The following is a 23,629-nucleotide window of genomic DNA, read 5'->3' as shown; positions in this document are numbered from 1 at the left end:
CGTACTCCAGAGAGTACGACTTCGGCTTGTATGAAGGTAAGCTTTATATTAATGCTATCGAGGCTCGACAATCAATTTGATCGCCGTACGTTCTTCCTCGTCGATCATAATGTCAGTAAAGGCTGGAATGCAAATCAAGTCTAATCCACTGGGGGCTACAAACCCTCTAGCAATTGCCACCGCTTTAACCGCCTGGTTCAATGCGCCTGCACCAATGGCCTGAATCTCTGCAGTGCCGCGCTCTCTCACAACGTTGGCTAAAGCTCCTGCTACTGAATTAGGTACGGATTTAGCTGATACTTTTAATACGTCCATTACTAGCTCCTCCTTCAATCACTATAGTTGTTCCATAACTACTATATTCTTGGAGATGTAGAATATTACCTTTTCATTATGAATCAATTTGTCACAAAATTCAAATAATCATTCGAAGAAAGGATGATCATCATTGATCTGAATTCGATTTACCTTTTTAGCTTTTCCTGTCCGTTCGTCCACATCTACCAAAAACCCACTTAATTGTGATCTTCCCTTTTTTGGAACTTCGAAACGTACAGGTAAATTTGTTAGAAAGCGTTTAAGTACAGCCTCCCGATCCATACCAAGAATTCCATCGTAAGGACCCGTCATTCCCACATCCGATATATAAGCCGTACCACCAGGAAGGATTCTTTCATCTGCGGTTTGAATATGAGTATGGGTCCCAACATTTACACTTACTCTTCCATCGACATACCAGCCCATCGCTTGCTTCTCACTGGTGGCTTCAGCATGAAAATCCAGAAAAATAATGGACGTTCGTTTTTTCGCCTCTTCTATTAATTCATCTACTTTTCTAAAAGGATCATCATTTGGAGACAGGAAAGTACGCCCTTGTAAATTAATGACGGCTACCTCAGTTTTAGGGGTTTTAACAAAAGTTAGACCTTTCCCTGGAGTCCCTTCTGGAAAATTAGCCGGTCGAACGAGATACTGTGCATCGTCTATAAAGTCAAAAATCTCTTTTTTATCCCAAGCATGGTTTCCTAAAGTTACAGCCTGAGCTCCTTTCTCCAGAAAACGACGATAAATTTTTTCTGTAATTCCTTTACCTGAGGCAGCATTCTCTCCATTAATTACCGTTACAGTCGGCTGGTATTTCTGTTTCAATTTTGGCAGATACTCATCCACCATATCTCGGCCTGGTGACCCTACAACGTCTCCTATAAATAATATCTTCATCATTAAACCCTCTCTATTTCTATTAATATTTTATTGAAAACATAAATGAAGCGGCCGCGCGGGCCGCTTCATATCTTTTATTTCGCATACTCCACCGAACGTGTTTCACGAATAACTGTTACTTTAATATGACCTGGATAATCGAGTTCTCCCTCGATTCGGTTGCGAATATCTCGGGCTAATCTAGTAGCTTCAAGATCATCAATTTCATCAGGACGAACCATTATACGTACTTCACGACCAGCTTGAATGGCAAATGATTTTTCGACCCCTTCGTAGGACTCAGAGATTTCTTCGAGTTTTTCAAGACGCTTAATATAATTCTCAAGTGTCTCACTTCTAGCACCTGGACGAGCTGCTGATAAGGCATCCGCAGCTGCTACTAGTACAGAAATGATTGAGGTAGGCTCTTCATCACCGTGGTGTGAAGCAATCGCATTGATTACCGTTTCATTTTCTTTATACTTGGTAGCTAGTTCTTTTCCAATCTCTACGTGACTTCCTTCGACTTCATGGTCAATCGCTTTACCTATGTCGTGGAGTAAACCTGCCCGGCGGGCGAGCATTTCATCTTCACCTAACTCTGCAGCAAGTAAACCTGATAAGTAAGCAACCTCTGTTGAGTGTTTAAGGACATTCTGCCCGTAACTTGTACGATACTTCAAGCGACCAAGAATTTTAACAAGGTCAGGGTGTAAACCATGCACTCCAACTTCAAAGGTAGTTTCTTCCCCTACTTCACGAATGTAGTCATCTACCTCTCGGCGTGACTTGTCCACCATTTCTTCAATACGTGCCGGGTGGATTCGACCATCCTGCACAAGTTTTTCAAGAGCCATTCGGGCAGTCTCACGGCGGATTGGGTCAAAACCTGACAGAATGACAGCTTCCGGTGTATCATCAATAATCAAGTCAATACCTGTTAACGTTTCTAAAGTACGGATATTACGACCTTCACGGCCGATAATACGTCCTTTCATCTCATCATTTGGCAAGTTGACTACTGACACTGTTGTTTCTGCCACGTGATCGGCAGCACATCGCTGTAAGGCAAGTGAAAGAATGCTTTTCGCTTTTTTATCAGCTTCTTCTTTAGCACGGTTTTCCGCTTCTTTAATCATAAGAGCTGACTCGTGTGATACTTCTTGCTCAACTCGTTCTAAAATAACCTGTTTCGCCTGGTCTGATGTCAAGCCTGATATGCGTTCAAGCTCGGTTTGCTGCTCTTGAAGCATAGCATTCACTTTGCTTTCCATTTCTTCAATTTGTTGTTGTCTCTCGGCAAGAGTTCCTTCTTTCTTTTCGAGTGAAAGATCACGCTGGTCAAGCATATCACTCTTACGATCGAGATTCTCTTCTTTCTGTGTTAAACGATTTTCAGTTTTCTGCAGTTCCATGCGGCGTTCGCGGTTTTCACTTTCCGCATCCTGGCGTAGTTTCTGATTCTCTTCTTTAGCTTCCAGAAGAGCCTCTTTTTTAGCTGAATCTGCATTACGACGACCTTCTTCTACGATCTGTTTTGCAAGTTCTTCAGCACTTGAAATTTTCGCCTCCGCAATCGATTTCCGAATAAGATAACCAACAACAGAACCGACGATAAGGGCAAGCAAAATGAAGATGAGCGAGGATATTATACCCATATTTTCACCTCCTCTTGCTATGAACTTGGTCCGTTTGTCGGTAGTACAAACGTTTCATTTTCAATGTGTGATTAAATTTAAATAAGGTTATAAAGATGAAAATGATACACATTCATTTTATGCCTGCCAATAGGGAATGTCAAGGAAACGTCAAATCCAGCCCACAGATTATTTGAAATATTTCAAACAGTCAGTCTTTATACTTCTGATTTTGTCGTTTCCGCTATCAAGTATAGTCTTATGTATAAAAAGACAGAAGCAGTGCATGACAGCCACTGCTTCTATTTGTAAGTGTCTATGGAATCAGATGTCGTTCCACCCACGCCAAATCAGATCAGAAATCAAACAGGTTATACGTCAAGAGTTTCCTGACTGTCTGATTTTTTTTCATTTTTTTCATTTTTTTCACCTTTTTCCTCTTCTTTAGGCTCCATTTGGTAATGATCACGAATAATGCGCTTAACTTCTTCATATACATGATTATTTTCCTTAAGGAACTGTTTAGCATTCTCTCTTCCCTGACCTAATCGTTCACCTTCGTAAGAGTACCAGGAACCGCTTTTCTGTATCAAATCAAGATCGGTCCCGATATCAAGTAATTCGCCTTCTCTGGAGATCCCTTCCCCGTACATGATGTCGACTTCTGCTTGTTTGAAAGGAGGGGCAACTTTATTTTTTACCACTTTAAGACGTGTTTTATTACCGACCATTTCATTTCCTTGTTTTAAGGTTTCCGCTCGGCGCACCTCTAAACGAACAGAGGAGTAGAACTTAAGAGCACGGCCGCCCGGAGTCGTTTCAGGATTACCAAACATAACCCCAACTTTTTCACGAATCTGATTAATAAAGATGGCAGTTGTTTTAGACTTGCTGATTGCTCCTGATAGCTTACGAAGAGCTTGAGACATTAGACGAGCCTGCAATCCTACATGCGCGTCCCCCATTTCCCCTTCAATTTCTGCTTTCGGTACCAGGGCGGCTACGGAATCAATAACGACCATATCTACTGCACCGCTTCGAACAAGCGCCTCCGCTATTTCCAATGCTTGCTCCCCTGTATCAGGCTGAGATAACAGAAGTTCTTCGATATCTACACCTAAACGGCGCGCGTATACTGGATCAAGCGCATGCTCTGCATCAATGAAAGCCGCCGTGCCGCCTTTTCTTTGTGCTTCTGCAATAGCATGAAGAGCTACTGTGGTTTTACCGGACGATTCCGGTCCATATATTTCTACAATTCTACCTCGAGGATAGCCGCCTACTCCCAGTGCAACATCCAGTGCCAGCGACCCGCTGGGTACTGTATTTACTTTCTGTTCGCTTCCATCCCCCATTTTCATGATAGAACCTTTACCAAATTGTTTCTCTATTTGACGCAAAGCTGAATCTAATGCTTGTTTACGATCACTCATATAAATATACCGCCTTTCAAAATTTCTATCCCTATCATAACTTGTTTTTGATAGTTTGCCAACTAAAAAGCGAATAAATGTTCCCTTTTTTTGAGTTGCTTTTCTTACAATAATGCTATTTCTTCCTAAGAAAAAAGAGTTATTATATAGGGGCTTCTTAGTCATTTATAAATTTTTGATATGGTGAAAAATTAATTCGTATCCTTTTTTTACAGCACGGGAACGAATCTTATCTCTGCTTCCTTCAAATTGAAAATAATACACAGAGGGACGCTCATCTGCGATTTGCAGTCCGATAAACACAGCGCCCGGTTCATGTCCTTCACTGGATTCTGGTCCAGCCACCCCTGTAAAACTAATGGCAACATCAGCCTCTAAAATCCTTTTAGCATTTACAGCCATCGTTTCAGCACATTCATTACTGATCGTTCCATGCTGTTTAATGAGAGAAGCAGGTACCTCAATCACTTTCTCTTTCATTAAAGGTGTGTAGGCTACAAGGCTGCCCTGAGTCACAGTAGAAGCGCCGGGCAGGGATATTAGCTTCTCGATGAATTTGCCTCCTGTAAGGCTTTCAGCTGCCCCCAGACGGTAGCCGGTTTTTTTAAGTAAGTCCCGCACCGTGGCCTCAATAGATACATCGTCACTTCCATAATAATAGGAGCCCACAATCTGTAATATGGTCTCTTTCATTACGGCGATTTTCTCTCTTGCCTCGTCGCCTGTCTCTCCAGTGGCAGTAATCCGCAGTCCCACTTCCCCTTCACTTGCCAGCGGAGCAAGTGTAGGGTTCGTCTGGTGGGAAATTAATGCAGAGAGTTTATTTTCCAAGGTTGATTCACCGATACCTATGAAGTACATCATTTCGGAAACGATATCAGACTGTAGTTTATAGGAACGCTGCAGATAAGGCAGCACTCCGCTATTCATAAGGGACTTCATCTCAGAGGGAACTCCCGGAAGAAAGATCCACGCTCTTCCGTCATGTTCTACAATTTGGCCAGGCGCCATCCCTTCTTGGTTAGGAAGTACAATACTCTCTTCAAAGACTAACGCTTGTTTTCGGTTATTCGCTGTCATCGTTTGTTTGTTTTTTTCGTAATATAGAGCTATTTTCTCCATCGCCTGTTGGTCTTCTATAAGTTTCTGCCCGATTATTTTTTGGGCAGCTTCTCTGGTTAAGTCATCCTCGGTTGGACCAAGACCCCCTGTGATCACTATAACGTCCGATCGACTGTGAGCCGCCTCGAAAACATCTTCCACTCTTTTTATGTTGTCACCGACGACACTATGCTGATAAACAGGTATACCGAGGCTTGCAAATTCTTTAGAAATCCATTGTCCATTCGTATTAGCTATTTGCCCGAGTAACAATTCTGTACCTACTGCTATAACTTCAGCCTTCATTTAGAATCCCTCATAACATGCCAGTTTTTCTGGAAGTATTCATATCCAGAATAAAAAGTGATAATTAGTGCTAAGTAAAGAGTAATGATTCCGAGAGGCAGGTTTAGGTAAGCAAAAGGCCAGTTGTGAAGCAGCAAAAGAGAAATGGAAATAATTTGTATCCAAGTTTTCAATTTCCCCATTTGACTTGCAGCTAAAACACTTCCTTCACCTGCCGCAACAAGCCTAAGCCCTGTAACCGCGAATTCTCGGCTAATAATAACAATTACAATCCAGGCTGGAGCAAGACCGATTTCGACTAGTACGATTAAGGCGGCACTTACTAAGAGTTTATCAGCGAGCGGATCTAAGAATTTCCCAAGATTCGTTACCAGATTATATTTTCTTGCAATATAACCATCAATCCAATCAGTCGTTGAAGCCAAAATAAATAGTATGGCTCCAGCCAGGTGAGCCACGGGTAACTCCCGATCCCCCATTTGAATAGATCCCCACTCGAACGGGACACTCATTAAAATGATAAAAATGGGGATAAGTAGAATTCTCGAAATCGTAATTTTGTTCGGTAAGTTCATTTTGTCACACTCCTAAAATCCACTAAAATAAAAGGCTGCCCTTTTAATGATTGAAGATGATCATCTCCTCTATGATCCACCTTCAGGACAGCCTTTTCGAATAATTTCACTTAAAGTTAAGCAAAAGCTTTTGGGTAGCCTGCTGGGTTTGAAAATCTATTTGTTCACCGTTGATTTTCACAATGGTGCCAAGAGCATTCCCTGTTTTAATAAATACTTGTTTCTTATCTGAAACATCAACCTTAACCGGAGAATCCGCCGGGCTGTATTCAATAGGGGAGATTAAATTCTCACCCGTTTCTTCACCTTGTATTTCTAAATAGGCAGTACCTTTCAATTCAATGGTCAAAGATTTCTCTTCAGCCGTTGAGATGTTATACGTATGTTGTGGAAAGTTTCCCGTTCCTTTTTCAGCCAGGGAAATTTCGAAGGATTCACTTTCCTGGTCATTCCCACTCGGATTTTCCTTCTCGCTTGAAGAGCTTCCTTCTTCGCCAGCTTGCTCTTTTTTTGTATCTTTCTCATCATCCGCCGACTCTTCACCTGATGATTCTGAGCTGGCCGGAGTACTTTCGCTGTCTTCTGGCTCAGACGCTTCCGGAACATTAATATCGTTGTTCGATACTTCCTGGTCAGCGGCCCCGCTTCCCAAATCATTATTACCATTCTTGATAAAGGTGTAAGCGACAAACAATATTCCAATTATAAGAACAAACGTCATGACGGTCGGTAAGTATTTGTTAATATTACCTCTTTTCGCAACAGGCTCTTTTGAAGAGGGCTGTACGCTTTTATACTGAGCTGCTCCCTCTTTCTCAAATGAAGGCATCTCATCTTTATGTTCTTCCATCATCTGTTCAGGATCAATACCTACAGCTGATGCATATTCTCTTATAAAAGCACGTGTATAAAACTTACCCGGCAAAACATTAAAATCATTCTCTTCAATGGCATGAAGATAGCGTGTTTTAATTTTAGTTGTTTCCTGCACTTGTTCAAGTGACATCCCTTTAGACTCGCGTGCATTCCTTAGTCGAGCTCCAATCTCCTTCTCCATGTAAAACACCATCCATTAATTTAAAAATCAAACATGGAAAACCCGTCACTCATCGACATATCTGGTTTTTCCACCGTTTCATACGTGATTACTTCATCATCGTTATTTCTTAATTCAATGATGTAATCAAAATCATCGAGTTTATACTCTGTTTCCTGCACAAAAATGTCTGGATGTTCAATCACTTTGGTAGCTGGAAGCCTCATAATTTCCCTCACAAGCTGCCAGTGCTGTTCACTTGCACGTCTGGCAGAAACAATGCCATCAATAATATAAAGGTTATCTTCCCTGTATTCTTCATCAATTAACTGATTTCTGACCGTCTGCTTTAAAAGAGTACTCGAGACAAAAAGCCACCTTTTATTAGCACATACACTTGCCGCTACTACAGACTCCGTTTTACCAACCCGGGGCATACCGCGAATTCCTACAAGTTTATGCCCTTCTTTCATGAACAGTTCAGCCATAAAATCAACGAGTACTCCTAAATCTTCACGATTGAATCGGAAGGTTTTACGGTCATCCACATCACTATGTATGTAGCGTCCATGCCTGACGGCAAGACGGTCTCTTAATTTAGGACGGCGTAATTTTGTGACTTTAATGGTATCCATTGTATCTAAAATTGATTTTAATCGAATAATCTGCTCTTCATCTTTGCATAAAAGCAGCATTCCCCTGTGGGAATTTTCTACCCCGTTTATTGTAACAATGTTAATCGCCATCATCCCGAGCAAAGAAGAGATATCTCCAAGCAGCCCTGGCCGATTATACTGTATTTCATATTCTAAGTACCATTCTTTTTTCTCCATGACAAAACTCCTCTGGAAAATGTCATTTTTTGTCCTTTAAGGACTCGAACTCACTATCTATCATAAAGGATTTTTATTGAATAGGAAAGTCAGGAAATGGATTATCTTTGAAAAATAGCAAAAACCGCACAGTGAAATGTGCGGTTTTTAGCAAATTAAGCTTGAGTTCCTTCGTTACGTACGAGTTTCACCATCATATTAGCAATAGCGTGTTGTTCCTTTTGATCAGCTACGTTCCAAAGATCACGAAGAACCGCTTCCTGATCATTTTCTGCATCTACTGAATTGGCAAGATATCCCCCAATTTCGTAAGCAATTTCTGATACAGCTTGTTGATCCATCCCTTGCCCTTGCGCCTGATGCAAACGATCGCCAAGAAAGTCTTTCCAAGAGTCAAAATTTTCAAGAACAGACATTGTTGTTACCTCCTCTAAGTTTTTCATACTTAGTATGAGAGGAAACAAACATTTTATGCACACATTTTTATTACCAACCGCCATTTACTCGCAGTACATGTCCTGTAACATAACTCGATTGATCACTCAATAAATAGCTGATGGCGTCAGCTATTTCATCAGGCTGCCCCGCTCTCCCAAGAGGTATTTCACCTTCTAAAGTATTCCATTCTTCAGGAGAGAGCATGTTATTCATTTTTGTTGCAACAACACCCGGTGTCACTACATTAACTCGAATTCCGCTTGGAGCCACTTCTTTAGACAATGCTTTAACAAAACTTATTTGTGCGCCTTTTACAGAGCTGTAGGCCACTTCCATACTTGCTCCTTCTTCGCCAAATATGGAGGAAACGGTTACGATATTGCCTGCTTTAATATGAATCATAAAGGGAAGAACGTGCCGGGAAATCATCCAGGGAGCTTTAAGATGGACATGATATAGTTCATCCATTTCTGCGTCAGTCATGTCCTGGAAAAGGCCTTTCCATAGATGACCTCCACAAAATACCACAGCTTCCCATTCTTTAGAAATGATTTGTAAAAAAGCTTGAATTCCTTCTGTAGTAGTTAAATCAGCCTGATGAGCTCCGAGAAATTGGCCTGCTGGAATTTGGTTTTCCAGTTTTTCAATTCTACGCAAATTCGAGTAATACTGCAGACCGACACGATATCCTTTTTCTACAAGAGTCCGGGTGACGCTATATCCAATTTCACCGCTTGCTCCAATGATTAGACAACGTTTACTCATCTTCCTGAGGTTTGACCTGGAAGACCGAAATAGCTTCTTCATTAATCCAGTGCTGCAGGTATTCCTCAGCATCGTTGGAAGTAAGCGATTCAATAACAGGCAGAACGTCAAACAGATCCACGCCAAGCGTGTGGTAATGAGTAAACTGGTTAGCAATAAATTCAAGGGAATTTAAAGCCCGCATGAACTGGCCGATTTTCTTACGCTTCATTCGGGTGAAGTCTTCATCAGAGATGCTATTTTCTTTTAGTTCATGAAGCATTTCTTTTACACGTTTAGTCATTTCTTCAGGCTTCCGTGTATCTCCGCCAAGGATAGTAAATCCGAATTGACGATCCAGTTCTGTTTCAAACTGAAAGCTGTCATCAATTAAATCATTACGGTATAGTTCCTCATAAAACGCACCACTCTTAGAGAAGTAGTAATCAAGGATCATGCTGGAAAGCAGCTCGGCTCGAAGTAATTCCTTCCCTGTTAAATGAGTAACTTTTTCTTTAACCCCAACCATTGCTTTAGCAGTAGTAACAGGCATAGTAATCGAATTATTGGCTTTCGCGACTTCCGCCGGTTCGTTCGGATAGGATCGATTAATTTCCGGAGCAGCCGGAAATTCTTTACTATCTTGATTTTCGCGAATTTGCTTCATCATCGCTTCTGGTTCTATATTACCAGCTACGAATAAGACCATGTTGGAAGGATGATAAAACGTTTCATAGCAAGTATAAAGGTCATCTTTCGTGATGTTTTGAATGGAATCCACTGTCCCTGCGATATCTACTTTTACAGGGTGATGATGATACAAGCTTTGAATGGTTCCAAAAAAGGAACGCCAGTCCGGCTGATCATCATACATGCGGATTTCCTGAGCAATGATGCCTTTTTCTTTTTCTACTGATTCCTCTGAGAAATATGGGTCCTGCACAAAATTAAGCAAAGTCTCCACATTTTTTTCTATTTGACTGGTGGCTGTAAATAAGTAAGCCGTTTTTGTAAATGAAGTAAAAGCATTTGCGGACGCCCCAAGCTTCGTGAAGTCTTGAAAGACATCACGATCTTCTTTTTCAAAAAGTTTATGTTCGAGGAAGTGTGCAATCCCTTCTGGAACGGTCACTTTCTCTTCCTGTCCAATAGGTGTAAAGGTCTGATCAATAGATCCATAATTCGTGGTAAATATACCGAATGTTTTAGCCATCTCAGGTTTCGCGAGCAGGAACACCTTCAATCCATTATCCATTGTTTCTGTGTAGACGGTTTCATTGATCTGGTCATAGACTAGTTCTTCCACAGTTATTCCCCTCCCTCAAGGCTGGTTAAAAAGTAAATAGTATCTAGTTTAATCTTATTAGCCATAGCCACAACATCCTGCTTCGTCACTTTTCGGATATGTTCAATTAAATCCTTAACTGGCATTTCAGCTCCGGACAGCATTTGGTGGTACAGGACTTCAATAATCCCATTGGCATTATCCATTGTTTCTTGCAGTTGATGAATCACTTGTTCCTTCGTTTCTTCTACTTGCTCTTCGGTGAAATCTCCGTTTTGCATCGCATCCATCTGCTCTAAAATAATGGATTTTGCTTGTTTGTAGTCTTTTGGATCAACACCACTAAATACAAGAAGCAATCCTTTATGACTTTCAAAACGAGAGGCTGCATAGTAAGCCAGGCTATGTTTTTCACGCACATTCATAAATAATTTAGAGCTTGGAAATCCTCCGAATAACCCGTTAAAAATCTGCAGGGCATAATAATCAGAATCACCGAATTTAGTGTACGTACGGTATCCAATATGAAGTTTACCCTGATTCACTTCCTCACGTTCCACGACTTCATTTACCTCTTGTACGTCTTTGGAAGTAGATACCTGATCGTTATCCTGATTGCTGCTGTTCTCACGGATGAAATACTGATCTGTCATTTTCTCAATTTCAGTTTGATCGATGTCTCCAATAACATAAACATCAAGCAGATCATTTTTTATCATTGACCGATAATAAGTATAAAGACTTTCCGGAGTAATCGAAGAGATATCTTCCTGATAACCGCTTACGTGTAGAGAGTAAGGTTCATCTTTACACATGTGATCCATTAAACGCATATTGGCATAACTCATTTTATCGTCTTTTACAGACGTGATCTTCTGCTCTAGCGTTTGTTTTTCACGTTCTACAATGGACGAATCAAACCCTTCCCCTTCTACTTTAGGAGCATAAAGAACTTCATTGAAGAGTTTTAGAGCTTCTTCCAATATAGGCTCCTGATCATTGAGGTAAGCTTCGTTAACCACTTCCATCCGGAAACTGATAACATGATTCTCGCCTTTTTTCGACCCATCACTGGATAGTACCGTTCCATATAAATTTTCAAACGAAGATTGGAATTCTCTTACATTCGGATGATTATTGGTGGCTTTTTGCAGAACATGAGGAAGCAAAGCCCTCTCTGTAATGCCCTCTCTTCTTAGTGGTGTTTTAAATTTAGCCACAATTGAAATGGTTTTATATTTTTTACTAGGTAGAATATGTAATCGATATCCTTGTTTTTCAAGCAATACTTCTTCCTTAATTTTCATTTCCCATCCTCCTTGTCGTTTCTCTACTATTATAGACTCACTCCACATAATTCATCCATAAAAAGCTACGTCCTATGCTAAGGTATATGTTTCGAAATGTAAAAAATTAAGCCCGGTGTAAGGACCGGGCTTAATTTATTTTAACGGTTTCCTTTAACATATGCCTCACCAAGAGACTTAGGAGCTTCCGCTCGTCCTATAAATCCAGCAAGAGCCAGGATCGTCAGGACGTAAGGAGCGATTAATAAAAATATTTGAGGAACGTCTTCCAATAAAGGCAAACTGGATCCAACAATACTTAAACTTTGGGCTAGTCCAAAGAAAATAGCTGCTCCTAATGCTCCCAATGGGTGCCACTTTCCGAAAATAACGGCTGCCAGGGACATAAATCCTTGCCCTACAATCGTAGCATGAGAAAAGTTAAGTGCTATGGTTAAAGCGTAAACGGAACCGCCGAGACCACCAAGCGCTCCTGAGATCATAACGGCTACGTAACGCATAGCATACACATTGATACCATTGGTGTCTGCAGCCATTGGATGCTCTCCAACCGATCTCAGACGTAAGCCAAATGGAGTTTTATAAATGATGAACCAGGCAGCAAAAGCTAGGATAATCGCTAAATAAGAGGTTAAATACCACCCTGAGAAAAACAGGTCACCCAATATTGGAATTTTATTCAGTACAGGGATATCAATAGTATAGAAAGGACGATCCACCATATCGGTTTGTCCTTTATCATACCATTGCTTTGTAAGAAACAGACCGACTCCTAAGGCAAGAAAGTTTATGGCCACTCCACTAACCACCTGATCGGCACGAAAGGTGATCGATGCTACGGCGTGGACCAGTGCAAAGATTGCGGACACGACCATTGCTACAATAATCGAAACCCAGGGGGTTGCATCACCTAAAACCTCATGAAAGGTTAAATTAAACACAATACCTACAAAGGCTCCCATAACCATAAGACCCTCGAGTCCTATATTAATAATTCCAGAACGTTCACTAAATACACCACCCAGGGCTGTGAAAATCAGAGGGGATGCAAAGAAAATGGCAGGTGGAATAATTCGAGCAAGGATATCTATGAATTCCATTTATTTCCCCTCCTTTTTAAAACGTAAAATAATCCATCGGATCATATAGCTTGATGCTACAAAAATAATGATAAGGGCGATGACGATTTCTACTAACTCTGTAGGAACGCCTGCTACGGTAGGCATGTTCAGGGCACCAATTTTAAGGGTACCGAACAAGAAGGCTGCGAGTACTACTCCAAGTGCCGTGTTTGCTCCAAGAAGAGCCACAGCGATTCCGTCAAAACCGATATTAGTAAATCCTGATTTAACAGACATGTAGCCGAAAGTCCCCAATCCTTCCATCGCACCCGCTAACCCTGCGAAAGCTCCCGAGATAACCATTGCAAGCACAATATTTTTACCCACATTCATCCCCGCATAGTTCGAGGCATGCTGATTAAAACCTACTGACCGCAATTCAAAACCGCGGGTCGTTTTATTTAAAAGAAACCACATAACCAGTGCCATAAATAGGGCAATCAACAATCCCCAGTGAAGGCGTGAAAAAAAGGTCATTTCAGCCAGCCATTCAGAGGCCAGGGAAGCCGTAGGAGCAATAGAATCGGTGCGGTCTTTACCATCTGTTATAACATTCCTAACAATCTCATTTGATAAATATAGGGCGATGTAATTCATCATAATCGTGACAATAACTTCATGGACGCCAAGTTTAGCTTTTAAAATTCCGGGTATAAACCCCCAAAATGCACCTGCTAATGCTGCGGCCAGCACAGCTAGCGGAAGGTGGATCATCATAGGCAGTTTAAAAGCCACTCCCACCCATACGGAAGCTACCCATCCCACAAAGACCTGACCTTCCACACCGATATTTAAAAGACCTGTACGAAGCGCAAAGGCGACAGCGAGCCCTGAAAGAATGTAAGGCGTAACCTGTCTCAGGGTTTCGCCTAAGAAATAAGCATCACCAAAAGCACCTGACCATAAAGCAGCATATCCTTTTAAAGGATTGTAACCAAAAACGAGCATAATAACAGCCCCTGATAATAATCCGAGCAGTACGGATATTATAGGAATTAGGATATTTACTGTTCGATTGGCAAACATTCAGCTTCCACCTGCTTTCTGTGGAGTGTTCCCTGCCATCATAAGACCGAGATCCTGTTCATTTGTGTCTTCCGGTTTGACTTCTGAAATAATTCTTCCATCGAACATGACTGCAATTCGATCACTTAAATTCATAATCTCTTCCAGCTCAAAAGATAGCAATAGTACAGCTCTTCCTTTATCGCGTTCCTCAATCAATTTCTTATGAATGAATTCAATCGCTCCAACATCAAGGCCTCGGGTAGGCTGTGCAGCTATAATTAAATCGGGAGAGCGGTCGACTTCACGTCCAATAATGGCTTTTTGCTGGTTTCCGCCTGACAGCGCTCTAGCTTTCGTATAAGCATTCGGCGTTCGCACATCATACTCTTCAATTAGTTCTTGAGCTTTTTTGTATATTTTCTTAAAATTCATAACCCCTTTTTTGGAAAAAGGCTGTTGATAATAACTTTGAAGAACCATATTTTCCCCAACCGGAAAATCAAGTACCAGCCCGAATTTATGACGATCCTGCGGAATATGAGATACGCCGGACTGAGTTACTTTTCTAGGTGATAAGTTTGTAATCACTTGATCATGAAGTTTGATGCTTCCCGACTCACTTTTTCTTAGACCTGCAATCGCTTCGATGAGCTCAGATTGCCCATTGCCATCAATACCAGCGATCCCGAGAATTTCTCCTGCTTTCACCTCAAGATTTAATCCTTTGACCATGTCCACCCTGCGCACATCTTTTACAAATAAGTCCTCGATGGATAAGAAGGTTTCCTTCGGATTCGCTGGAGTTTTTTCAGTAGAAAAGCTTACTTCACGTCCCACCATCAACGAAGCCAATTCGGTAGGGTTTGTGTCGGCTACTTTAACGGTTCCAATTCCTTCTCCTTTTCTAATTACAGTGCACCGGTCGCAGACTTCCATTATTTCCTTTAGTTTATGAGTGATCAGAATAATGGATTTCCCTTCTTTAACAAGGCTGTGCATAATCCCTATTAGCTCCTTAATTTCCTGAGGGGTCAAAACTGCAGTAGGTTCGTCAAGAATTAATATTTCCGCCCCGCGATAAAGCGTTTTCAATATTTCAACTCGCTGCTGCATCCCCACGGAGATATCACGGATCTTAGCGCCTGGGTCCACATTTAAACCATACCGTTCTGAAAGGTCTTTTACTTCTTTTTCAGCTTTCTTTATATCTACTGTTCCGCCCTTTTTAGGTTCATTACCTAGAACGATGTTCTCCGTTACCGTAAATGTATCGACCAGCATAAAGTGCTGGTGAACCATTCCAATACCAAGTTTATTGGCTACGTTCGGATCTGTTATTTTAACTTTTTCACCCTTCACCTTTATTTCGCCTTTTTCCGGCTGATAAAGACCAAATAAAACATTCATTAAGGTAGATTTTCCTGCTCCGTTTTCACCAAGCAAAGCATGGATTTCGCCTTTCTCAACTTGAAGATTTATATTATCATTAGCTACAATCCCTGGAAATTCTTTACGGATGTTAAGCATTTCAATAACGTATTCCATTGCTGCTCTCACTCCTTTTCAGTCTTAGATGAATCCATCTACGCTCCAGTCCAAATCCTCTCTTTAAAAATCATCAAATGAAGAGGGCCGGATATAATAACTCTTCATTTGATGATTTTTAGTCCATACAGTAAAAAAAGGCCGGCTTACACCAGCCTTTTTCCAGTAATCCTATAAGGAATTTACATAAGTTTCTAATTCTTCACGTGTGCTAGGTACTTCCACATCTCCATTGATAATTTTCTCTTTCCAATCTTCAATAGCTGTAATAATGTCGTCCGTTAGAGCTTCTTCATTCGTACGTGCCAGGCTGATCGCGTCATCATCCAGGCCGTATTCAATGGTTTCTCCAGCTGGGAATTCACCATTCATGGCCTGATTAGCCACATCCTGTACAGCAATATCCACACGCTTAACCATAGAAGTAAGCGTTACGTTATTGTCTCCAATAGCGCCTTCTTCATGCTGGTCACGGTCAACACCAATTACCCATACATCTTCATCTGGGTTATTCTTCTTAAGGTCTTTGGCTTGAGCAAAAACCCCGTTACCTGTTGCGCCAGAAGCGTGATAAATAACATCTATTCCTTTTGAATACATATCGGAAGCAATCAATTTCCCATCATCCGGGGCGTCGAAAGCTTCTGCATACTGTACGTCAACTGTAATATCAGCATTTACAGATTTAACACCGGCCTCAAAACCAGCTTCAAACTTGTTGATCAAGGCTCCATCTACTCCACCTACGAATCCAACTTGATTGGACTGGGTTTTCTTTGCTGCAGCCACACCAGCCAGGAAAGATCCCTGATGTTCTTTAAATAAAATACTCGCGACGTTGTCACCTTCTGCACCTGAGTCAACGATCGCAAAGTTTGTATCTGGATATTGAGCGGCAACCTCTTCAATAGCTGGCTGTAATAAGTATCCAATTCCATAAATTAAGTTATAATCCTGACGGACAAGACGGTTTAGGTTCGTATTATAGTCTGCATCACTTTCTGATTGAGCATAGTCATAACCTTCACCTTTAGACATTCCATTTTCTTCGCCAAATGCTTGCAAACCTTCCCATGCAGACTGGTTAAACGATTTGTCGTCCACGCCGCCTACATCTGTAACCATAGCTACTGAGAAATCTTCGTTACTACCGTTTTCAGAAGAGTTTTCCGTGTTGTTCTCACTATCTCCACCTGAATCCTCTGCTGAGTCTCCTCCATCATCAGAAGCACCACATGCTCCAAGAACTAAACCAATGACTAATAAGAGTGAAAAAACTAAAAGAAAACGACGATTTTTAAACAAAATAACTCCCCCTAATTTATTAAGTTTGACGCCTGAAACCCTTTGGAGTGTTTCTTTTACCCTTTTTCAGCAAGCCTCACCTCCCAAAATAGTCATTGGTACACACTATTGAAAACGCTTACACTCTTTTTCTTAAAACATGGAAACTGAATTTGTCAGCCCTAAAGTAATTGGAAGACAAAAGCATTGGTTCATCATCCACTGTGTAATGCATTTGTTTTAATAAAAGTAAAGCTTGTTCTGGTTCGCAATTTAAGATTGGTGAAATTTTTTCATGATAACCAATAGGTTCGATGTGAGTGACCGCATAGCTGATCGATTTCCCTGTGTATGCTTCAAGGATTCCGAACATAGAGTCTGCTTCTCGAATTTGGTCAATAGGCAGAAGTCCCTCAGGGATTTTATCAATGCAATAAACGACCGGCTCCTCGTCTGCTGTACGGACACGTTCCACTTTTGCTAAATTATGTAGATCCATAACAGCGAATCGTTTACGGTCTTCTATAGTAGCCTCCACAAGTTCAGCTGTGAGGTACTGCGTCCCAGGACGCATGCCCGACTTTGCAATCATCCCTGTTACACTATCAAGTTCCTCTATTCCGGAGGTAAAAAGCGGCTTAGGATTAACAAATGTCCCCACGCCATGTCTTCTGGTTACAACTCCTTCTTCTTCCAGGATTCGAAGTGCTTCTCTTAATGTCGCTCTTGAAACTCCAAGAGATTTAGATAATTGAAACTCAGAGGGTAATTTTTGCTTTTCGATGAAGATACCGTTTTCAATATCTTTTTTTATCTGTTCAATCACCTGCAAGTACAGGTGACGTGTATCGTGCTTTATGGACATTATCTACACCCCAAGTCTATTAAACTGCAATTAAGTGATCTGACATCTGACGTTTGACACATCATAATTTTTAATTAATATAACACTATTCCACAAATAAATAAATAGAGTTAGGACATTTTTCTGTTTTGTCCTAACTCTATTTATGACTTAATAACTATTTTCAGCTATATTAGCTGCTCTGATGATCAATTAAGAGGACTGTTCTTCCGATACTTGTGAGACGAGTACAGACCTTGGCTTACTTCCTTCATAGGGTCCTACGATTCCATTATCCTCCATCGCATCAATTAACCGGGCAGCTCGTGTATAGCCCACCCTGAATCTCCGCTGAATCATCGATACACTGGCACTTTGCATCTCAATAACCATCTGTACTGCTTCAGGATAAAGATCATCATCTACTTCCTGCTTCACTTCATTTTCTTCTTCTGGAATCATCTCTTCTTGATATTGAGCTTTCTGCTGTTCTACACAGAAATTGACCACACGTTCCACTTCTTCATCAGAAAGAAAAGCTCCCTGTACCCTGGTTGGCTTATTAGATCCAACCGGCGTAAAGAGCATATCTCCTCGTCCTAACAGTTTCTCTGCTCCTCCTGAATCCAAAATAGTTCTGGAATCTGTTTGAGAGGAAACGCTAAACGCAATACGTGAAGGAATATTAGCTTTAATGACCCCTGTAATAACATCTACGGAAGGACGCTGAGTAGCGATAATTAAATGGATGCCGGCCGCACGTGCCATTTGGGCCAATCGGGTAATTGCGTCTTCAACTTCATTTGACGCAACCATCATTAAGTCAGCAAGTTCATCCACCAGTACAACGATATAAGGAAGCTGAGGCTGTGTATCTTCGCTTTCTTTATTGTGTTTTTTTATATATTCGTTATAACTTTCTATATTTCTGGTACCTGTTTCTGAAAATAAATCATAGCGTCGTTCCATTTCTGATACAACTTTTTTAAGTGCACGTGACGCTTTTTTAGGATCAGTTACCACTGGAGCCAGTAAATGAGGAATCCCATTATACACATTTAACTCTACTTTTTTCGGATCAATCATCATCATTTTCACCTCGTGAGGTTTCGCCCGCATTAAGATGCTCGTAATAATACCGTTGATACATACACTTTTACCACTGCCTGTGGCTCCAGCTACAAGCAGGTGCGGCATCTTGTTTAACTCAGACATAACAGCCTCACCAGAGATATCTCTGCCCAAAGCAAAACCTAATTTTGCTTCTGTGTTGGACTTCCCTGTTTCCAAAACTTCCCTCAAAGAAACCATGGATATTTCTTGATTAGGAACTTCAATTCCTACAGCAGACTTCCCGGGAATGGGAGCTTCAATACGAATATCCTTAGCTGCCAGCGCCAGCGCCAGGTCATCATTTAAATTAACTATTTTACTTACTTTAACACCGGTATCTGGATACACCTCGTACTTCGTAACGGCAGGACCAACATGCACTTTGGTAACTTTTGCTTTGACACCGAAACTCTGAAATGTTTTTTCGAGTTTACGAACCGTTGCCTGAATGTGGGAACGCCCCTGACTTTGAGGACTTGAAGTGGGTTCATCCAAAAGTTCCATACTAGGTAGTTGATAATCGAAATTTTCTAATTCAGCCGTCGGCATAGATTTCTCCAGACCGGGTTCCTCTCCCTCATAATCTTCTTTAGAAGAAATATTTTCGGATAACTGACTTTCCGTTTTATCTTCATTTGCGTATGCATGGTCTGTAAAGTCCTGAATAATCGGTTCAGCCGGATTTTCATATTCACTAGTCTCAGGCTCATTAATTTCAATAACCGTCGTTTCTTCAGGTTTTTCTCGTTGGGATTTTTTTTCTTTAGGATGAGCCCTTGATTCTTTAATACGCTTAACCTGGTCCTGTAATAGGTCTTTTCCTTTGTTTCCAACTACGCTTACGAAGTTGCCAATTGACCATTCACTAATAAATATGATCCCGATTAAAAATAGGAAGAACGATAAAATAGCCGCTCCAGTACCTGAGAAGAGAAAATAGGTTACGGATAGTAGAAAGGCTCCGGAAAGTCCGCCGCCGATACTATAGAAAGACAACTCTCCCCGCATCATGCCGGTAATCCGTTCCCAGGTCATAGCTAAAATTGAACCTTCACCTGCTGCCAGTTCATCGGATAAAGTTTCTAAGTGAGTAAATAATAATAGCGAGACAAATACAATATATACTCCAATTAAACGTTTATGTAGGAAAGATGGCCAACTTCTCTTAACCATTAAGAAGACACCGAGTATAAGAAAGAATAGTGAAGCTACAAAATACCAGACCCCGAAGAAAAACTGCCAGATGCGCTCAAGTCCACCAGGCACAGCTCCATCGCTGATAGCTGAAGCTCCACTTCCAAAGACAGCAATTAAGATAAACAGCAGTCCCATCAATTCAAATTTAACTTGCTGTTTTAATCCAGACTGTTTTTTCTTAGATTTTGAAGAAGATTTTCTTTTTCTAGCCATTAAATAGACACCTCCAAATTAGTTGTTTATACTTCTGCACGCCGGAGCAGCCTTTAATTCATCTATGCACACCAATTAGTTTCAAAGAATAATAGAAGCAGCTTGAAAAGATAAGGATGCCGACTGTCTCTTCTGAGAAGGAGAAGAAAACATGTTCGACATCCTGACTAGCCATTATTATAATTATACCACATGAAAAGAGTGTGTTACGAGTCCAACCATTGTCCAGGCTGTAAGGATGGATCCATATAATGCGCTGGATCCGTAGACAAAACTTGCACAATTTGTTTTTTTCCATCGCCCATATCCTGACATTTTACAGAACACTTTTTGTCCTGATTGTAAATAATTTGCTGCTCTTTTTCATGGGAAGGGAAAATATCGTATTCACTAAGCGGTGTATAATGAATCATTGAACGACCTTCTTCTCATTTTCTTTATTATGATCAATTAATTCATTCAGTTTACTCATTGCTTCTTTCACTCCTCCTACAGCATCGATAAGCCCATGGTCTACGGCTTGTTGGCCGACTACATTTGTACCTATATCTCGTGTAAGATTACCTTTTGCAAACATGAGTTCTTTAAATTTCTCCTCGTCCACATTGGAATGTCTGGTAACAAAATTAACCACTCGATCCTGCATCTTATCCATGTATTCAAATGTTTGTGGAACACCTATGACTAGTCCGGTCATGCGGATCGGGTGAATGGTCATAGTAGCTGTTTCAGCAATAAATGAATAATCAGCGGAAACAGCAATTGGAACACCAATGGAATGCCCTCCACCGAGGACGATGGAAACAGTTGGCTTAGATAAAGAAGCAATCATTTCTGAAATCGCAAGTCCCGCTTCCACATCTCCACCCACAGTATTTAATAGTACGACTAATCCTTCGATTTTTGGATTTTGTTCAATGGCTATAAGCTGGGGAATCATATGTTCATATTTCGTAGTTTTGTTTTGAGAAGGCAGTTGGACGTGACCTTCAATTTGACCAATTATTGGAAGTACATGAATATTGGAATCAGCTGGCTGAGGTACATTGGATTGACCAAGCTGCTGGATCTTATCAACAATGGACGATTGCCCTTTGGATTTATCCTTTTCCTGTTCTTGAGGAGATTCTTTCATAAGGCAGGGCTCCTTTCGCTCTTTTCACGTAGTATGACTCAAGCATGCTGCTCTCATACATGTGATTAAATTAAAAGGGTCCATCCCTCTCCTGCCAACAAAGAAACCGAAAAGGGATCACACTCCCTTTTCGGTTCCATTTGACTTTACCTTATTTATAATCTGATGAATGGACTCGAGATCTTTATCTGACAAAGGTACTAAAGGTAAGCGAACTCCTCCGGTATCGATTCCAACCATCTTTAAAGCAGCTTTCACCGGTGTAGGAGAAGGTGCACTAAACATCCCCTTCATTAAGGGGAGGAGTTTTCGATGAAGAGCAGCCGCTTTCTTATCCTTTCCTTCTTCATAAAGCTTAAGCATCGTCTGCATTTCATTTCCAATAATATGGCTGGAAACAGAGATAATGCCATGAGCACCGATTGCGTATGAAGGCAGTGTAAGGTTATCATCGCCACTATATAAAGAGAAAGAATCGTCTGTTCGAGAAATAATTTCAGACATTCCGTCCAGATCTCCCGTCGCTTCCTTCACAGAAACAATATTTTTAATATGAGAAAGAGATACAACAGTATCCGGAGTCAGCCGAACGACAGATCTACCTGGAACATTGTAGATCATTACGGGTAAGTCAATAGCTTCCGCAATGGTTTTAAAATGTTGATAAAGACCTCTTTGGTCCGGTTTATTATAATAAGGAGCTACCAGCATGACGGCGTCGACTCCTGCTTCTTCTGCCCGTTTGGATAGATGAATGGACTTATCTGTACTGTTGCTTCCAGAACCCGCAATCACGGGAACACGCCCCTTAACTACTTGAACCACCTGTTTCCAAAGTTCCACTTTTTCATCTGCTGATAGAGTGGGCGATTCACCTGTTGTACCAGCCACTACTAATCCATCTGTTCCATTAGCTAATAAATAATCGATCAGATCCGCTGTTTTCTTTAAATCAATCTTTCCATGATTATCAAAAGGGGTAACCATGGCTGTTAAGACTTTCCCGAAATTCATGATGTTCTTTCCCCTTTCACCGTTTCTACGTTGAGCTGGAAAGATTCGTGAAGCGCATTAACAGCCTGAACAAGGTCCTCTTCTTTAATCAGCACCCATATCGTTGTATGGGAGTCGGCTGATTGGAGAATCTGGATACCGGAGTCTGTTAGAGACTGAACGATTTTAGCCGTAACGCCAGGAAAACCGGCAATCCCCGCTCCTACCGTAGAAACTTTTGCACACTTTTCTTTAATTTCAGGTTCATACCCTAAATCCTCAAGAATGCTGACCGCTTTTTTTGTATAAATATGATTGATGGTATAAATGACACCGCTTGGAGAAATGTTGATGAAGTCAACTGAAATGTTGGCAGCAGCCATGGACTTGAATACATCGGATTGTAATTTTGAGGGATCTTCTTTCGAGAGAACTTTTATTTGAGTCAGACCCATCATGTGGGCTATTCCCGTCACAACGCGATCGGAAATATCTTTACCCGCAGGTGGTTCCTTTATTCCAGTTACCAGCGTTCCTGGCAGGTCTGAATAGGTTGAACGAACACGAAGAGGCACCTTTGCGTACATGGCAATTTCAACTGCTCTAGGATGGATAACCTTCGCTCCCTGATAGGCTAAATTACAGATTTCATTGTACGTAATCACATTTAAAGCCCGAGCAGATGTAACCACTCGTGGGTCTGCCGTCATGATTCCGTCTACGTCGGTAAATATATCAATGAACTCAGCTGATAATGCTGCTCCAAGTGCTGCAGCGGAAGTATCGCTGCCTCCTCGGCCGATCGTAGTCGTTTCTCCTTTATCCGTCTGTCCCTGAAAACCGGCCACTACTACAACGTCATGAGATTCAAGTTCTTTATATATTCTTGCCGGATTCATTCGAATAATTTTAGCTCTTGTAAAATCATCATTCGTTAAAAATCCTGCCTGTGCTCCTGTTAAAGATACAGTTGAAATTCCTTCATTCATTAACTCATGTGTAAAAACAATGGAGGAGATGGTCTCCCCGCACGACATCAGGAGATCCTGTTCTCGCTCTGAAACCAGAGTGTCTGGATAATTAATCAAACTTAGGATCGTATCTGTCGCATAGGGGCTCCCTTTCCTTCCCATTGCAGACACGGTAACGACCACTTTATACCCTTCATAAAGGGCTTTTTTGACATGAGTGATGGCCCGGGACCTGCTTTCCCGATCCCGGACCGAAGTTCCTCCAAATTTTTGTACAAGCAGCTTCATTCGGCCACCTCAACTCATA

The 23,629-nt window shown here is 41.2% G+C and carries 22 protein-coding genes; all 22 read right to left on the bottom strand.

All coding sequences use genetic code 11. The features are described 5' to 3' along the window. Positions 1–54: 54 nt before the first annotated feature. The 22 genes from HBHAL_RS10340 to dapG all read right to left on the bottom strand — a co-directional run bounded on the left by HBHAL_RS10340 (position 55) and on the right by dapG (position 23,610). The gene (locus HBHAL_RS10340; RefSeq protein WP_014643352.1) at positions 55–315 is read right to left on the bottom strand and encodes a stage V sporulation protein S; all 261 of its coding nucleotides are present in this window, start codon (positions 313–315) and stop codon (positions 55–57) included. A gap of 108 nt (positions 316–423) precedes the next feature. Then, positions 424–1,221: a TIGR00282 family metallophosphoesterase gene (locus tag HBHAL_RS10335; protein WP_014643351.1), complete on the bottom strand. Its 798-nt coding sequence runs from the start codon at positions 1,219–1,221 to the stop codon at positions 424–426. Between the two features lie 77 nt (positions 1,222–1,298). Next, entirely contained in the window at positions 1,299–2,861 is a 1,563-nt protein-coding gene (gene rny, locus HBHAL_RS10330; RefSeq protein ID WP_014643350.1) for a ribonuclease Y, read from the bottom strand. Positions 2,862–3,211: 350 nt separating this feature from the next. After that, the gene (recA, locus tag HBHAL_RS10325; RefSeq protein WP_014643349.1) at positions 3,212–4,273 is read right to left on the bottom strand and encodes a recombinase RecA; all 1,062 of its coding nucleotides are present in this window, start codon (positions 4,271–4,273) and stop codon (positions 3,212–3,214) included. Positions 4,274–4,438: 165 nt separating this feature from the next. Beyond that, a complete protein-coding gene (locus HBHAL_RS10320; RefSeq protein ID WP_014643348.1) occupies positions 4,439–5,680 on the bottom strand; it encodes a competence/damage-inducible protein A in 1,242 nt (413 codons plus the stop codon). After that, positions 5,677–6,255 (bottom strand): CDP-diacylglycerol--glycerol-3-phosphate 3-phosphatidyltransferase, encoded by a 579-nt coding sequence (gene pgsA / locus HBHAL_RS10315; RefSeq protein WP_014643347.1) that lies wholly within the window; start codon positions 6,253–6,255, stop codon positions 5,677–5,679. The genes HBHAL_RS10320 and pgsA overlap by 4 nt, the downstream gene beginning before the upstream one ends. Positions 6,256–6,361: 106 nt before the next feature. Next, entirely contained in the window at positions 6,362–7,312 is a 951-nt protein-coding gene (locus tag HBHAL_RS20395; protein WP_014643345.1) for a helix-turn-helix domain-containing protein, read from the bottom strand. Positions 7,313–7,332: 20 nt separating this feature from the next. Further along, entirely contained in the window at positions 7,333–8,124 is a 792-nt protein-coding gene (locus HBHAL_RS10305) for a DUF3388 domain-containing protein (protein ID WP_014643344.1), read from the bottom strand. Between the two features lie 155 nt (positions 8,125–8,279). Next, positions 8,280–8,540, bottom strand: coding sequence for a DUF3243 domain-containing protein (locus HBHAL_RS10300; protein ID WP_014643343.1), 261 nt, complete (start codon positions 8,538–8,540; stop codon positions 8,280–8,282). A gap of 70 nt (positions 8,541–8,610) precedes the next feature. After that, positions 8,611–9,327, bottom strand: coding sequence for an elongation factor P 5-aminopentanone reductase (ymfI, locus tag HBHAL_RS10295; protein ID WP_014643342.1), 717 nt, complete (start codon positions 9,325–9,327; stop codon positions 8,611–8,613). Then, on the bottom strand, positions 9,320–10,612 hold the full coding sequence (gene yfmH / locus HBHAL_RS10290) for an EF-P 5-aminopentanol modification-associated protein YfmH (protein ID WP_014643341.1): 1,293 nt from the start codon (positions 10,610–10,612) through the stop codon (positions 9,320–9,322). The genes ymfI and yfmH overlap by 8 nt, the downstream gene beginning before the upstream one ends. A gap of 2 nt (positions 10,613–10,614) precedes the next feature. Continuing rightward, positions 10,615–11,898 carry an EF-P 5-aminopentanol modification-associated protein YfmF gene (gene yfmF, locus HBHAL_RS10285; RefSeq protein ID WP_014643340.1) on the bottom strand — a complete coding sequence of 428 codons (1,284 nt, stop codon included), beginning with the start codon at positions 11,896–11,898 and terminating at the stop codon, positions 10,615–10,617. A gap of 140 nt (positions 11,899–12,038) precedes the next feature. Beyond that, positions 12,039–12,998 (bottom strand): ABC transporter permease, encoded by a 960-nt coding sequence (locus HBHAL_RS10280; RefSeq protein ID WP_014643339.1) that lies wholly within the window; start codon positions 12,996–12,998, stop codon positions 12,039–12,041. Then, positions 12,999–14,045: an ABC transporter permease gene (locus tag HBHAL_RS10275; protein WP_014643338.1), complete on the bottom strand. Its 1,047-nt coding sequence runs from the start codon at positions 14,043–14,045 to the stop codon at positions 12,999–13,001. Then, positions 14,046–15,572 carry an ABC transporter ATP-binding protein gene (locus tag HBHAL_RS10270; RefSeq protein ID WP_014643337.1) on the bottom strand — a complete coding sequence of 509 codons (1,527 nt, stop codon included), beginning with the start codon at positions 15,570–15,572 and terminating at the stop codon, positions 14,046–14,048. 171 nt (positions 15,573–15,743) lie between these two features. Beyond that, the gene (locus HBHAL_RS10265; RefSeq protein ID WP_014643336.1) at positions 15,744–16,877 is read right to left on the bottom strand and encodes a BMP family lipoprotein; all 1,134 of its coding nucleotides are present in this window, start codon (positions 16,875–16,877) and stop codon (positions 15,744–15,746) included. A gap of 118 nt (positions 16,878–16,995) precedes the next feature. Then, positions 16,996–17,721 carry a GntR family transcriptional regulator gene (locus HBHAL_RS10260; protein WP_014643335.1) on the bottom strand — a complete coding sequence of 242 codons (726 nt, stop codon included), beginning with the start codon at positions 17,719–17,721 and terminating at the stop codon, positions 16,996–16,998. A gap of 192 nt (positions 17,722–17,913) precedes the next feature. Beyond that, positions 17,914–20,223, bottom strand: coding sequence for an FtsK/SpoIIIE family DNA translocase (locus HBHAL_RS10255; protein ID WP_014643334.1), 2,310 nt, complete (start codon positions 20,221–20,223; stop codon positions 17,914–17,916). 206 nt (positions 20,224–20,429) lie between these two features. After that, on the bottom strand, positions 20,430–20,636 hold the full coding sequence (locus tag HBHAL_RS10250; protein WP_014643333.1) for a YlzJ-like family protein: 207 nt from the start codon (positions 20,634–20,636) through the stop codon (positions 20,430–20,432). After that, entirely contained in the window at positions 20,633–21,358 is a 726-nt protein-coding gene (locus HBHAL_RS10245) for a ClpP family protease (RefSeq protein ID WP_014643332.1), read from the bottom strand. The genes HBHAL_RS10250 and HBHAL_RS10245 overlap by 4 nt, the downstream gene beginning before the upstream one ends. A gap of 117 nt (positions 21,359–21,475) precedes the next feature. After that, entirely contained in the window at positions 21,476–22,375 is a 900-nt protein-coding gene (gene dapA, locus HBHAL_RS10240) for a 4-hydroxy-tetrahydrodipicolinate synthase (RefSeq protein ID WP_041601322.1), read from the bottom strand. Beyond that, positions 22,369–23,610, bottom strand: coding sequence for an aspartate kinase (gene dapG / locus HBHAL_RS10235; protein WP_014643329.1), 1,242 nt, complete (start codon positions 23,608–23,610; stop codon positions 22,369–22,371). The genes dapA and dapG overlap by 7 nt, the downstream gene beginning before the upstream one ends. Positions 23,611–23,629 lie beyond the last annotated feature (19 nt).

It is taken from the genome of Halobacillus halophilus DSM 2266 (assembly GCF_000284515.1).
GTDB classification, from domain to species: Bacteria; Bacillota; Bacilli; order Bacillales; family Halobacillaceae; genus Halobacillus; species Halobacillus halophilus.
This window is presented reverse-complemented; position numbering and strand designations above follow the sequence as displayed.

Coding starts and splice junctions, on each gene's coding strand:
- rny (WP_014643350.1), bottom strand. CDS start 2,861: ATGGGTATAATATCCTCGCTCATCTTCATTTTGCTTGCCCTTATCGTC.
- HBHAL_RS10260 (WP_014643335.1), bottom strand. CDS start 17,721: ATGTCCATAAAGCACGATACACGTCACCTGTACTTGCAGGTGATTGAA.
- HBHAL_RS10305 (WP_014643344.1), bottom strand. CDS start 8,124: ATGGAGAAAAAAGAATGGTACTTAGAATATGAAATACAGTATAATCGG.
- HBHAL_RS10335 (WP_014643351.1), bottom strand. CDS start 1,221: ATGAAGATATTATTTATAGGAGACGTTGTAGGGTCACCAGGCCGAGAT.
- recA (WP_014643349.1), bottom strand. CDS start 4,273: ATGAGTGATCGTAAACAAGCATTAGATTCAGCTTTGCGTCAAATAGAG.
- HBHAL_RS10280 (WP_014643339.1), bottom strand. CDS start 12,998: ATGGAATTCATAGATATCCTTGCTCGAATTATTCCACCTGCCATTTTC.
- HBHAL_RS20395 (WP_014643345.1), bottom strand. CDS start 7,312: ATGGAGAAGGAGATTGGAGCTCGACTAAGGAATGCACGCGAGTCTAAA.
- dapG (WP_014643329.1), bottom strand. CDS start 23,610: ATGAAGCTGCTTGTACAAAAATTTGGAGGAACTTCGGTCCGGGATCGG.
- HBHAL_RS10320 (WP_014643348.1), bottom strand. CDS start 5,680: ATGAAGGCTGAAGTTATAGCAGTAGGTACAGAATTGTTACTCGGGCAA.
- pgsA (WP_014643347.1), bottom strand. CDS start 6,255: ATGAACTTACCGAACAAAATTACGATTTCGAGAATTCTACTTATCCCC.
- HBHAL_RS10245 (WP_014643332.1), bottom strand. CDS start 21,358: ATGAAAGAATCTCCTCAAGAACAGGAAAAGGATAAATCCAAAGGGCAA.
- HBHAL_RS10270 (WP_014643337.1), bottom strand. CDS start 15,572: ATGGAATACGTTATTGAAATGCTTAACATCCGTAAAGAATTTCCAGGG.
- yfmF (WP_014643340.1), bottom strand. CDS start 11,898: ATGAAAATTAAGGAAGAAGTATTGCTTGAAAAACAAGGATATCGATTA.
- HBHAL_RS10300 (WP_014643343.1), bottom strand. CDS start 8,540: ATGTCTGTTCTTGAAAATTTTGACTCTTGGAAAGACTTTCTTGGCGAT.
- HBHAL_RS10250 (WP_014643333.1), bottom strand. CDS start 20,636: ATGATTCATTATACACCGCTTAGTGAATACGATATTTTCCCTTCCCAT.
- HBHAL_RS10255 (WP_014643334.1), bottom strand. CDS start 20,223: ATGGCTAGAAAAAGAAAATCTTCTTCAAAATCTAAGAAAAAACAGTCT.
- HBHAL_RS10340 (WP_014643352.1), bottom strand. CDS start 315: ATGGACGTATTAAAAGTATCAGCTAAATCCGTACCTAATTCAGTAGCA.
- HBHAL_RS10275 (WP_014643338.1), bottom strand. CDS start 14,045: ATGTTTGCCAATCGAACAGTAAATATCCTAATTCCTATAATATCCGTA.
- ymfI (WP_014643342.1), bottom strand. CDS start 9,327: ATGAGTAAACGTTGTCTAATCATTGGAGCAAGCGGTGAAATTGGATAT.